General features: G+C 57.8%; 10 protein-coding genes. 5 read left to right on the top strand and 5 right to left on the bottom strand.

Annotated features, from left to right (window positions below):
- Positions 1–39 precede the first annotated feature (39 nt).
- On the bottom strand, positions 40–1,632 hold the full coding sequence (gene malX / locus OSH03_RS02465) for a maltose/glucose-specific PTS transporter subunit IIBC (RefSeq protein WP_061098406.1): 1,593 nt from the start codon (positions 1,630–1,632) through the stop codon (positions 40–42).
- A 177-nt stretch (positions 1,633–1,809) separates the two neighbouring features.
- Between malX and OSH03_RS02460 the strand changes: the two genes are divergently transcribed.
- Entirely contained in the window at positions 1,810–2,838 is a 1,029-nt protein-coding gene (locus OSH03_RS02460) for a Mal regulon transcriptional regulator MalI (protein WP_253541739.1), read from the top strand.
- A 1-nt stretch (position 2,839) separates the two neighbouring features.
- Here the strand turns inward: OSH03_RS02460 and OSH03_RS02455 are convergent, their stop codons facing one another.
- A complete protein-coding gene (locus tag OSH03_RS02455) occupies positions 2,840–3,736 on the bottom strand; it encodes a LysR family transcriptional regulator (protein ID WP_266178180.1) in 897 nt (298 codons plus the stop codon).
- A 106-nt stretch (positions 3,737–3,842) separates the two neighbouring features.
- Here OSH03_RS02455 and OSH03_RS02450 point away from each other — a divergent pair, with 106 nt between their 5' ends.
- Together OSH03_RS02450 and OSH03_RS02445 are read left to right on the top strand one after the other, a co-directional pair.
- Positions 3,843–4,823: an MBL fold metallo-hydrolase gene (locus tag OSH03_RS02450; protein ID WP_266178179.1), complete on the top strand. Its 981-nt coding sequence runs from the start codon at positions 3,843–3,845 to the stop codon at positions 4,821–4,823.
- Between the two features lie 15 nt (positions 4,824–4,838).
- Positions 4,839–5,693: an alpha/beta fold hydrolase gene (locus OSH03_RS02445; protein ID WP_266178178.1), complete on the top strand. Its 855-nt coding sequence runs from the start codon at positions 4,839–4,841 to the stop codon at positions 5,691–5,693.
- Between the two features lie 38 nt (positions 5,694–5,731).
- On the opposite strand, the gene OSH03_RS02440 is transcribed toward OSH03_RS02445, so the two are convergent.
- Entirely contained in the window at positions 5,732–7,264 is a 1,533-nt protein-coding gene (locus tag OSH03_RS02440; protein WP_266178177.1) for a YdgA family protein, read from the bottom strand.
- 99 nt (positions 7,265–7,363) lie between these two features.
- Positions 7,364–8,539, bottom strand: coding sequence for a mannose-6-phosphate isomerase (manA, locus tag OSH03_RS02435; RefSeq protein ID WP_266178176.1), 1,176 nt, complete (start codon positions 8,537–8,539; stop codon positions 7,364–7,366).
- 199 nt (positions 8,540–8,738) lie between these two features.
- On the opposite strand from manA, the gene fumA reads away from it, so the two are divergent.
- Together fumA and fumC are read left to right on the top strand one after the other, a co-directional pair.
- Complete coding sequence (gene fumA / locus OSH03_RS02430; RefSeq protein WP_266178175.1) at positions 8,739–10,385, top strand: class I fumarate hydratase FumA; 1,647 nt, start codon at positions 8,739–8,741, stop codon at positions 10,383–10,385.
- A 137-nt stretch (positions 10,386–10,522) separates the two neighbouring features.
- Positions 10,523–11,917, top strand: a complete 1,395-nt coding sequence (gene fumC, locus OSH03_RS02425) for a class II fumarate hydratase (protein ID WP_266178174.1) — start codon at positions 10,523–10,525, stop codon at positions 11,915–11,917.
- On the opposite strand, the gene tus is transcribed toward fumC, so the two are convergent.
- A complete protein-coding gene (gene tus, locus OSH03_RS02420) occupies positions 11,918–12,847 on the bottom strand; it encodes a DNA replication terminus site-binding protein (RefSeq protein WP_266178173.1) in 930 nt (309 codons plus the stop codon).
- Positions 12,848–12,866 lie beyond the last annotated feature (19 nt).

The following is a 12,866-nucleotide window of genomic DNA, read 5'->3' as shown; positions in this document are numbered from 1 at the left end:
CCTTAAAGTAAAACCCCCTCATGAGAGGGGGCTGAGGCATCAGGCTTCTACTGTTCGCATCAGGGTTGCCAGCTCATCTTTCACCGACTGAACCTGCGGGCCGATAACCACCTGCAAATTGTGCTGATTTAACTGTACCACGCCGATGGCCCGGTTGGCTTTCAGGGCGTTGGTATCCACTTTTGACATATCCGCCACCGACAGACGCAGGCGGGTGATGCAGTTATCCAGCGAGGTAATGTTATCCGCACCGCCCAGCGCCGCCAGAATGGCAGGGGTGTTATACCCGGATTTGCCCACGGTACCGGCCACCGCCTGCTCAACGCTGGTGGCGGTATCGGTATCGCGGCCCGGCGTTTTCAGGTTAAAGCGGGTGATGGCGAAGCGGAAGATACCGTAGTACACCGCGAACCAGATGGCCGCCACGACCGGCACCAGGTACCACTTGGTGGACAGGCCGTGCAGGATCCCGAACACCACGAAGTCGATCACGTTGCCGTCAGTGTTGCCGATGGTCACGCCCAGCACCGCCATCACGGTGAAGCCCAGGCCGGTCAGCAGCGCGTGGATGAGATACAGCACCGGTGCGACAAACAGGAACAGGAATTCGATAGGTTCAGTGGTGCCGCCGACGACGCAGGCAATCACGCCGGAGATCAGCAGCCCTTTAATTTTATGACGGTTTTCCGGGCGCGCGCAGTGGTACATTGCCAGCGCGGCGCCCGGCAGGCCGCCGAGGAAGGCCGGCATTTTACCCTGAGACAGGAAGCGGGTGGCGCTTTCGGAGAAGCCGTGGGTAGTCGGGCAGCTCAGCTGCGCCTGGAAGATGGTCAGCGCACCGCTCACGTCGTGACCGCACACCTCCATGGTGCCGCCCGCTTCGGTGAAGCGAATCAGGGCCACCAGGATATGCTGCAGGCCGAACGGCAGCAGCAGACGCTCGCCGGTGCCGAAGATCATCGGACCAAAATCTCCCGCGCCGTTGATGATGCGGCCAATGCCGTTGATGCCCATCGCAAAGACCGGCCAGATCAGCGGAATGATCAGGCCGAACAGACCCATGACCACCAGGGTGACAATCGGCACGAAGCGGGTACCGCCGAAGAAGGCCAGGGCATCCGGCAGGCGGATGTTGTGGAAGCGCTCGTGCAGCATCCAGATAATGACCCCGGCGATCACCGCCCCGAGGATCCCGGTATCAATAGACTGGATGCCGATCACGCTCTGAATATTGTTGGCCTTCAGCACGGCAGCGTCGGTGGTCGGCAGAATGCCCTTCGCGGTCAGCCAGAAGTTAACCGCCAGGTTCATCACGGCGTAACCCACAAAACCGGCAAACGCCGCGACGCCTTTATTCTCGCGGGCCAGGCCCAGCGGGATGGCGATGCAGAACATCACGGGCAGGAAGCTAAACGCGAAGGAGCCGACCTTACTCATCCAGATAAAGATCGCCTGCAGCACGGGGGTGCCGAGGAACGGGATCAAAGTGATGACGTCTTTACTGCTCAGCGAACTGCCGATCCCGAGCATGATCCCGCAGAACGAGAGGAGCGCCACGGGCAGCATAAAGGTTTTACCCAGTTGCTGGAAAAACTCCCACAGCGATATTTTTTGTGCTGCTTTCGCCGTCATAGAACGACTCCTTTATTGTTAAAATCGGTTTGTCTGCTTCAATGCTGCGAGAAGATAAAACGTTTTATCAAAGTTTAGTGCGCGCTGAATCACATTCTCAGGCTTTGACTGGTAGTATAAAGATAACGTATTGATAAAACGTTTTACCGATCTCATTTCAGGGAGTCACGCCGACACATGGCTGTAGCGAAAAAAATCACCATCAACGATGTCGCGCTGGCGGCGGGTGTCTCCGTCAGCACCGTTTCTCTGGTACTGAGCGGGAAAGGGCGTATCTCGCCCGCAACCGGTCAGCGGGTGAACGAGGCGGTTGAACAGCTGGGCTTTGTGCGTAACCGCCAGGCGTCGGCGCTGCGCGGCGGGCAAAGCGGGGTGATTGGCCTGATTGTCCGCGACCTGACGTCACCTTTCTATGCGGAGCTGACCGCCGGGTTAACCGAGGCTCTGGAAGCGCAGGGGCGGATGGTCTTCCTGCTGCACGGCGGGCGCGAGGCCGGGCAGCTTCTCTCCCGTCTCGATATGCTGCTGACCCAGGGCGTGGACGGGGTGATCGTCGCCGGAGCGTCGGGCGTGGGCAGCGAACTGTGCGAGCGTGCCGCCGAAAAAGGCGTGCCGCTGGTGTTTGCCTCGCGCGCCAGCTACCTGGACGAGGCCGATACGCTTCGCCCGGATAACATGCAGGCCGCGCAAATGTTGACCGAACATCTTATTCGCCGCGGGCATCAGCGCATTGCCTGGCTGGGCGGAAAAAGCTCCTCCCTGACGCGCGCCGAGCGGGTCGGCGGCTACTGCGCGACGCTGATTAAATACGGCCTGCCGTTCCACAGCGAATGGGTCGTGGAGTGTGAATCCAGCCAGAAAAAAGCGGCGGAAGCGATTGGCGCGCTGCTGCGAAGCAGCCCGACGATCAGCGCCGTGATTTGCTACAACGATGTGATTGCCATGGGCGCCTGGTTCGGCCTGATCCGCGCCGGGCGTCAGAGCGGCGAGGGCGGGGTGGAAACCTTTTTCGGCCATCAGGTGGCGTTAGGGGCCTTCGCCGACGTTGGTGAAAACGCGCTGGACGATCTCCCCATCGTCTGGGCTACCACCCCTGCGCGGGAGATGGGCTACACGCTGGCGGACAGAATTATGCAGCGCATCGACAATACGGATGTCCAGGCCGGGCACCAGATTGTGGCGGCGCGGCTGGTGACGGTGAAATAATTCAGCTCTGCTGCGTAAGCGGGTTGAGCGTCAGCTGTGTCTCAAGTGCTTCTACAAATTTTCGCACTTTTGCCGGGATCAGGCGTGACGTTGGGTAAACAGCCCAAATGGCCAGCGATTCCGGCTGAGCATCTTCAAGGACGATCCGCACGAGTTTACCCTCTGCGATGGCAGGCTCTACGTACCAGCGAGATAAATTTGCGATGCCGAGTCCTCCCAGGCAAGCCTCGAAAATGGCCTCAATAGAGTTAGCCGAGAATCGGCCTGACACCTTTTGTTTGTAGCGCTGTTCACCCTTTTCAAACGACCAGTGCGTCGTCTCTGAGGTGGTCAGGCAGCTATGTCCAGCCAGATCGTTAAGTAATATCGGCGAACCGTACGCGGCCAGATACTCCGCGCTGGCGCAAAGCTCGCGAGGGTTATCACAGATGCGGTGTGCAACCAACCGGTTATCGCGCAGCGGTGCAATGCGTAACGCCACGTCTATGCCTTTCCCGACAATATCAATTTGCTCATCGGTTGCCAGCAGGTCAACCTGCAGGGCAGGATGTTGCTGCATAAACAGCGGCAACATCGGCGCAACGATCTTGCGTCCAAACGCGGCTGAGGCGGTAATGCGAAGACGTCCGGACAGGTGCGCACCGTCGGGAAACAGATCGGCCAGCGCGTTATTTTTATCTTCCAGCAGCGCCTGCGCATGAGGCAAAAAAACGTCCCCATCGCTGGTGGGTGAGAGGGATCGCGTGGTGCGATGCACCAGTCTGACCCCCAGCTCGGCCTCAAGATTGTTAAGAGAGCGTGACGCCGCCATGGCGCTCATCGAGAGCCGACGCGCGGCGCCCGCCAGACTACCGGCCTTGATGGCTTCGACAAACACTTCAATATCTTCCAGCTTCATTATATCGTTTTTCGTTATGCTGCCTTATCAAAGTACATATCTACAGTATTTATCGTTGTGCTGCCATAGTCTCTTCACGTTGTGAAAAAATGAATCTGGAGAGAAGATGAAAAAGTTGAAAACGGTTCTGGCATTCAGCAGCCTGCTGCTGGTAAGTGCCGCCTGGGCTGACGCACCTGCGCAGGTGAAACAGCAGGTCCCCGGCTATTATCGTCTGGCGGTAGGGGAATATGAGGTCACGGCGCTGTTCGACGGCTATAACGACCTTTCGCCGTCATTACTGCACGGCCTTTCAGACGACAAGGTTCGTAAACTGCTGGCTCAGCATAAAATTGATGCCGAACGCATGCCGACCGCGTTTAACGCTTTCCTGGTTAATACCGGTAAGCATCTGGTCATGATTGACAGCGGAGCGGGGCACTGCGTGCCGGAAACGGCCGGCCAGCTGGTCAACAATATGAAAGCATCAGGCTATCGTCCTGAGCAGGTTGATACCATTTTCCTGACGCATCTTCATCTTGATCATGTTTGTGGCCTGAGCGATGCGGACGGTAAAGCGTTGTTCCCTAATGCCACCGTCTACGTACCGCAGGGGGAGGCCGACTACTGGCTCGATCCTGCAAAAGAAGCGAGCGCGCCGGCTAATGCGAAGGAGTATTTCGCTATTGCCCGAAAAGCGTTGTCTGAGTATAAAGCCTCCGGACATCTCAAAACCTTCGTTCCGCCTGCCTCGCCCATCCCGGAAGTCCAGACAGCCTATGCCGTTGGTCATACGCCTGGCAGTACCGTTTATCGCTTTGCGTCTCAGGGGAAGGCTATTAACTTCATTGGGGATCTGATTCATGCGCCAGCCGTCCAGTTCCCGCATCCTGAAGTGTCTATTCGCTTTGACGTCGATTCGAAAAAAGCCATCTCGTCCCGGGCGCAGGAATTTAACGCGCTGGCGAAAGACGGTGAGTGGATGGCCGCAGCGCATCTGCCTTTCCCGGGTATTGGGCATATCACCGCCTGGCAGCAGGGCTATAGCTGGAACCCTGTTAATTACGGGCCTTATCAACGTGCGGCCAACGTGCCTCTGCTGAAATAAAGTGAGGTTACGAATATGAAAAGTTACACCGTAACGGCAAACGGCATCCGCCAGTTTGTGGTTGAAGAGGGTGAAGGCGCGCCGGTTATTCTTCTTCACGGTTTTCCTGAAACAAACTATGCCTGGCGCTACCAGATGCCGGTATTGTCCCGGCACTACCGCGTAATCGCGCCGGATTTACGAGGATATGGCGAAACGGATAAACCGGCTTCTGGCTATGATAAACGGAACATGGCGCGGGACATCCGGGAGCTGATGCGTGCGCTGGGCTTACAGAAGGTGGTCCTGGTGGGGCACGATCGCGGCGCGCGCGTCGCGACGCGGTTTGCAAAAGATTACCCAGAGCTGGTGGAGCGTCTGGTGGTGATGGATAACGTGCCAACGCGTATCGTGGCGCGCGATTTGAATGCGTCCATCGCCCGCGCATACTGGTTCTTCCTGTTCCATCTCGTGCCCGATCTCCCGGAAGCGCTGATTGCGGGACGCGAAAATATCTGGCTGCGCCACTTTTTCTCGGACTGGACCTACGATCCGTCAACCATTAGCGGCGAAGCGTTTGACACCTATGTTCGCGCGTATCAGGCGCCCGGAGCCGTGCGAGGCGCGATGGCTGACTATCGCGCCAACGCGGAAGATGTGGCGCAGGATCTTGCCGACGCTGACGTGAAAATCACCTGTCCGGTAATGTCGCTGTGGGGCAATGATTTTCACGCGGTCGGCAAGCTCTTCGATATGCAAAGCGTCTGGGCTGAAATGGCGGATAACCTGCGGGCGTACGGTATCGACGAGTGCGGCCATCTTCCTCAGGAGGAACAGCCTGAGAAAGTTAACGCCTTGCTGCTGGATTTCCTGCAGGGATGGAAGGGATAACGACATTAAAAAACCCCTCGTAAGAGGGGTTTTTCTGTTTACTGCTGCGGTGCCGCTGGTACGGCTGGCGCTGCGGGTTCAGCCGGTTCCGGCATCCCCAGCGTCGGCATACCAAACATGCCAACAAACTCTTCCAGCGGCATTTTGTCGCCGTTCAGCGTTACCTGGCCGTTGGCATATTGCAGGCTGGTGGAAATGGTGTTGTCTTCCACTTTGGTGATGCGGAACATCTGACCCATCGCCGCCAGACCTTTTACCTGCTGGTTCGCCAGCTTGCCGGCATCTTCATCGCCATAGCCTTCCAGCTTCGCAATCTGGGTCATAAACTCGGTCGCCATATCCATCGGGATGGTCAGCTTGCTGTCGAGCGACTTCACGCTGCGATCCACTTCCTGCGCCAGCGTCTGCGGTTCACCCGTGGCGGCGGCAGGATCTTTCAGGAACAGCGACAGGTTAAAGCTGGTTTCGCCTTTGCTGTTTTTCCAGCTTAGCGGCGCAACGGTGACCACCGGCTCGCCTTTCAGCAGGATTGGCAGGTTATTGAACAGCACCGCCATCGCCTGCTGCTGGTACACTTCCGGGTTCTGCTGCAGCGCGGCGTCGGTCAGCAGCGCCTGGCTCTCTTTGCTGTATTTCTGGCTAAATTCGTGCCACGCCTGACCGTCGATATTGCCGATCTTCAGCGACAGCTTGCCGGTGCCCAGATCCTGATTCTGCACCTTCAGGCTCTTCAGCGTGTAATCCAGCTGGGTGTTGATGCTCTTACCGTCTTTGGATACGTCGGATTGACCGTTAACGTCCATGCCTTCCAGCACGGCCATCTCTTTCCCTTCAATTGCGATAGCAATCTTATCCACGGAGAGCTTCTGGTCGCCGATACGCTCTTTAAAGTCGGTCATACGGCTGTTGCCGTCGGCTTTCAGGTTGTTGAAGGTGAGCTGTACTTTTTGGTTGTATTCGTTCACGGCGTTGACCAGGCCGCTTTCCGCTTCACCCGTCATGGAGAAGACGTTGCCGTCCCGATCCGCATCGATTTTGAAATGGCCGCCGCTGAAGGCGACTTTTTCGTTCTCTTTCTCGTAGTTCAGCGCTTTCAGCGCGATATCAGAGCTGGTATCACCGGAGTAGCTAATGCGTGTGTTAATGTCGAAAGGTGATTCGTTCTTTGCCAGGTCAAACAGCGGTTTGGTGACGTCGTTATTCACCAGCACGGTATGAACGGACGCCATGGACGGGATCAGGTTAAACGACTTTAACTGCGCCAGCGGCAGCGGACCGTGGCTTACCACTTCATCCAGCACCACGCTCTGTCCCGGCTTCAGCCAGCCGTTTGCCGCACCGGCCACCGGCTTCACCACCAGCTGCATACGGCTGGTGAACACGCCGCGCTGATAGTTCTGGTAGCTCAGCTCCAGACCCGCCTCCGGCGCGCTGCGCTTAATCTCTCCGTTAGCCTGCGCCACCATCTCAGCCAGACGGCCTTCCAGCTGTTTCCCGGTAAACCAGGAGGCACCCGTCCAGACCACGCCTAACGCTACAATCACTCCAACCGCTACGACCGATTTTTTCATTGCGACTATCCCTAAAATGAAACCAGGCGGTAAAAACCGCCCGGAGATATTAAGCCTTCAACTAGCTTAGCAAGAGTTGTTAAAAAATTCAGTAAGTGCTTAAAGCTTATTAAAAACGCGCGCCAGGCGACCGGTGCCGCTCACGTTGACCGGGGACTCATTGGCTGCAACGAATGCTGACTCACCGGGCTGAAGAACCAGATGCTGCTCGCCTTTGTGCAGCGTTGCTTCGCCCTCGACGCAGAACAGGATCGCCGCGCTCTCCTGCGCGATAGCCGTTTCCGCCTGGCTCAGGTCATGAAGTGAAAACGCAAAATCTTCAACCGGAATCGGGAAGTCCAGCTCTGCGCCGTTTTTCACCGGCTGAGTCAGCAGCTTTGCGGCAGGTTTCGCCACGAACTTCACGTTGGCAACCAGCTCAGGAATGTCGATGTATTTCGGCGTCAGGCCCGCGCGCAGCACGTTGTCGGAGTTGGCCATCACCTCCAGCGCCACGCCCTGCAGGTAGGCGTGCGGGGTTTCCGCGAACAGGAACATCGCTTCGCCAGGATTCAGCTTTACCACGTTCAGCAGCAGAGGGGAGAACAGGCCGCTGTCGTCTGGGTAAAACTCGGAAATCAGGCGGATGGTCTCCCACGGTTCACCCTGATGGCTGCCCAGGGCCGCTTTCAGCACCGCCAGCGCGTGAGATTTCTCTTCACCCTGCATATTCAGCAGGCTGGCGAACAGCTGGCTCAGCGCGTCCGCGTTAGGGTTTTCGAGGAAGTGGGCGATAGCCTTGTTGGCACCCGCGACCGGCTGCAGAAGGGAGATAATCTCGGAAAACTCGCGGAACGCGTTCATCGCCAGGAAGGGAGTCAGCGCAAAAACCAGCTCCGGCTTGTGGTTTGGATCCTTGTAGTTACGCTCGGCAGCGTCCAGCGGGATGCCCGCCGCGTTCTCTTTGGCAAAGCCGATTTCAGACGCTTTTTTGTTCGGGTGAACCTGGATGGAGAGCGGCTGGTCGGCACACAGTACCTTAAACAGGAACGGCAGTTCGCCAAAGCGCTGAGCCACCTTGTCGCCCAGCAGCGCGGCTTTATCGGCATCAATCACGTCACGCAGGCTGCGTACCTGGCCGCTGGCGTCTTCAATTTTTGAGCTGCTCTTCGGGTGCGCCCCCATCCACAGTTCCGCCATCGGCAGGTTGTTTGGGTTCGCGATACCGTAGAGATCCGTTAACGCAGTTTTACTTCCCCAGGCGTAGTTTTGCACTGAGTTAATGAGTTTTTGCATTATCAAGCCCTGATTCAAATGTGGAATTAACTCCGGGTATTAAAGCAATAAACCACGTGGAAGTAACCTGTGGATGTAAAAAGTCGTACTAGTCTCAGTTTTTGTTAAAAAATTGTGTAGGATAAGCTGACTCGCTTTTAAGCCGGGCAGCGGAACATCTGCCCTGAATAAACAGACCGAAGCAGTAAGTGAGAGAACAATGTCGAATAAACCCTTCCATTATCAGGATCCTTTCCCCCTCAGTAAGGATCGGACCGAGTATTACCTGTTAACCCGCGATCACGTCTCCGTCTCTGAGTTTGAAGGACAAGAGATCCTCAAGGTGGATCCGCAGGCGCTGACGCTGCTGGCGCAGCACGCTTTTCACGACGCTTCCTTTATGCTCCGCCCCGCGCACCAGCAGCAGGTTGCCGATATCCTGAGCGATCCGCAGGCCAGCGAGAACGATAAATACGTTGCCCTGCAGTTCCTGCGTAACTCAGATATCGCGGCGAAAGGCATTCTGCCAACCTGTCAGGACACGGGCACGGCGATCATCGTCGGTAAAAAAGGCCAGCGCGTCTGGACCGGCGGCGGTGACGAAGCGGCGCTGGCGCACGGCGTCTACAACACCTACACCGAAGACAACCTGCGCTACTCGCAAAACGCGGCGCTGGATATGTACAAAGAGGTCAACACCGGTACCAACCTGCCCGCGCAGATCGATCTCTACAGCGTTGACGGTGACGAGTACAAATTCCTCTGTATCGCCAAAGGCGGCGGTTCAGCCAACAAAACCTATCTCTACCAGGAGACCAAAGCGCTGCTCACTCCGGGCAAGCTGAAAAATTACCTGGTTGAGAAGATGCGCACCCTCGGCACCGCGGCATGCCCGCCGTACCATATCGCCTTCGTGATTGGCGGTACCTCGGCTGAAAGCACGCTGAAAACCGTCAAGCTGGCTTCAACCAAATACTACGACGGCCTGCCAACCGAAGGTAACGAGCACGGCCAGGCGTTCCGCGACGTGCAGCTTGAGCAGGAGCTGCTGGAAGAGGCGCGTAATCTGGGGCTCGGGGCGCAGTTTGGCGGCAAATACTTCGCCCACGACGTGCGCGTGATCCGTCTGCCGCGTCACGGTGCCTCCTGTCCGGTCGGGATGGGCGTCTCCTGCTCTGCGGATCGCAACATCAAGGCCAAGATCAACCGCGAAGGCATCTGGATCGAAAAGCTGGAAAACAATCCGGGCAAATATATCCCGGAAGCGCTGCGTAAAGCGGGTGAGGGTGAAGCGGTTCGCGTTGACCTGAACCGTCCGATGAAAGAAATTCTGGCGCAGCTTTCGCAGTACCCGGTCTCAACCCGTCTCTCCCTTAATGGCACGATTATCGTCGGCCGCGACATCGCGCACGCGAAGCTGAAGGAGCGTCTGGACAACGGGGAAGGGTTGCCGCAGTACATCAAAGATCACCCGATTTACTACGCGGGCCCGGCGAAAACGCCTGAAGGCTATGCCTCCGGCTCGTTAGGCCCAACCACGGCAGGACGTATGGACTCGTACGTTGATCAGCTGCAGGCCAACGGCGGCAGCATGATCATGCTGGCGAAAGGCAACCGCAGCCAGCAGGTGACGGACGCGTGCCATAAGCACGGCGGCTTCTACCTCGGCAGCATCGGCGGCCCGGCGGCGGTACTGGCGCAGGGCAGCATCAAGAGCCTGGAGTGCGTGGAGTACCCGGAGCTGGGTATGGAAGCGATCTGGAAAATCGAAGTGGAAGACTTCCCGGCGTTTATCCTGGTGGATGACAAAGGCAACGACTTCTTCAAGCAGATCCAGTCATCCCAGTGTTCGGCGTGCGTGAAGTAAATTGAAAAAAACGGGTGGCGCAGCCGCCACCCGACATCAAAAAGAGCGCACAAAGCGCCATACCGTTTCTCAGAAGTCATCAATACTTATTCCTTAAGCATGTGAGCAATCCCTCTTTTGTTATCAAGGAGAAAGTAATGACCACGGTACGCCATGAGAAAGACTCGATGGGCGCCATCGACGTCCCGGCCGACAAGCTATGGGGCGCGCAAACCCAGCGTTCGCTGGAGCACTTCCGTATTTCGACCGAAAAAATGCCCGTCTCGCTGATCCAGGCGCTGGCGCTGACCAAACGCGCCGCCGCGAAGGTGAACCAGGATTTGGGCCTGCTGGAGGCCGATAAAGCCAACGCCATCATCAACGCCGCAGACGAAGTGCTGGCGGGTAAGCATCCCGGCGAATTCCCCCTCGCCATCTGGCAGACCGGTTCCGGTACCCAGAGCAACATGAACATGAACGAAGTGCTGGCGAACCGGGCGAGCGAGCTGCTGGGCGGCGTGCGCGGCATGGAGCGTAAGGTCCACCCGAACGATGACGTCAACAAAAGCCAGAGCTCTAACGACGTCTTCCCGACGGCGATGCACGTGGCGGCGGTCATCGCCATTCGCGAGCAGCTTATTCCGCAGCTCAACGTGCTCAAATCCACGCTTAACGACAAAGCGCAGGCCTTCCGCGACATCGTTAAAATTGGCCGTACGCACCTACAGGACGCCACGCCGCTGACGCTCGGACAGGAGATTTCCGGCTGGGTGGCGATGCTGGAACATAACCTGAAGCATATTGAGTACAGCCTGCCGCACCTGGCGGAGCTGGCGCTCGGCGGGACGGCAGTCGGAACCGGGTTAAACACCCATCCCGAATACGCGGTGCGCGTGGCGGAGGAGCTTGCTGCCATTACCGGACAGCCGTTCGTTACGGCGCCCAACAAGTTCGAAGCGCTGGCGACCTGCGATGCGCTGGTCCACACCCACGGCGCGCTGAAAGGGCTGGCGGCCTCGCTGATGAAAATTGCCAACGACGTGCGCTGGCTGGCTTCCGGTCCGCGCTGCGGCATCGGTGAAATCAGCATCCCGGAAAACGAGCCGGGCAGCTCCATCATGCCGGGTAAAGTTAACCCGACCCAGTGCGAAGCCATGACCATGCTCTGCTGCCAGGTGATGGGCAACGACGTGGCCGTCAACATGGGCGGTGCGTCCGGCAACTTCGAGCTGAACGTCTATCGCCCGATGGTGATCCACAACGTGCTGCAATCCGTTCGTCTGCTGGCGGACGGGATGGAGAGCTTTAACGAGCATTGCGCGGTGGGGATTGAACCCAATCGTGAACGCATCAGCCAGCTGCTCAATGAATCCCTGATGCTGGTCACCGCGCTCAATACCCATATCGGCTACGACAAAGCCGCGGAGATCGCTAAAAAAGCGCATAAAGAGGGGCTGACGCTGAAAGCCTCCGCCCTGGCGCTGGGCTATCTCACGGAGGCGGAGTTCGACGCCTGGGTCCGCCCGGAAGCGATGGTCGGCAGCCTGAAATAATCATCCCGCCACGTACAGGTGCAGCCGGGGAATAATCAGCTGTAGCGGCTGCGCCTGAGGCCTGTAACGGTGCTGAACATTGTCAGCATCGTAATTCAGCAGTTCCCCAATATCGGGTACCACCGCGCCCCGATCGGCATCGTAAAGCGCAATCAGCGGCGTCGGGCAGGCATACTGCACCTGCTTTTGCTGACCGGAATACCAGACGCGAGCGATAGGCTGCACCTTCACCGGGCGCTTTATCTTGAGGCGCGCATCCGCCGGCAGCGAGGCGATGCTGTGGTACTCCTGCTCCAGGCGCTCAATCCACTGCTCCCGCGACCACGGCGCGACGGTGCGCGGCGTCTTCAGGCTTTTTTCCAGCTGGGCCAGAATCTCATCCCGGGTGAAGTTTTTAATGATGTGCTTATTCGCCCAGCCGAAGCGCAGCGTGGCAGGGTGGCGCAGTACCGTCAGCGTTCGATAGGCATTCAGGGTAATCAGCCCCGGAAGCTGTCGATGCACCCACTCAAACCGCGCGGCAGGCGCGAGGCCGGACTCTTCGGTAACGATCTTTTCAAAGGCCGCTTTCAGGGTGTTGATATGCGCAATCTTGCTTTCCAGCGCTTCGCGCGCTGTCGCATCGGTTTGCAGGCAGATGACGCCCGGCAGGCGTACGGCCGCCTTACTGCTGCGGTTTTCTGACTGCTGCTGGATAAACAGGCGGCGATAGTGTTTTAGCGTCAGCTCAAGGGCCGCGCTGCCGATGTGCTGTTCGACCTCGATGGTGTCCAGCGGATCGTGCTCGGCTCCCTTAGCCACATCCGGCAGGGTAAAGACGCGCGCGGCCAGCAGGCGGCAGGCCTGCAAACGCTCGGTCAGGGTCAGGAGCTCGTGTTCTATTTCCCGAAACGTGCCGTTAAGCCGTTCGATGAGATCGTAGGTTGCCATAAGCACTCTCATTAGTTAC

The sequence above is a fragment of the Enterobacter nematophilus genome, assembly GCF_026344075.1.
GTDB classification, from domain to species: Bacteria; Pseudomonadota; Gammaproteobacteria; order Enterobacterales; family Enterobacteriaceae; genus Enterobacter; species Enterobacter nematophilus.
The sequence above is the reverse complement of the archived record's forward strand: the minus strand, read 5'-3'. Positions and strand labels throughout refer to the sequence as shown.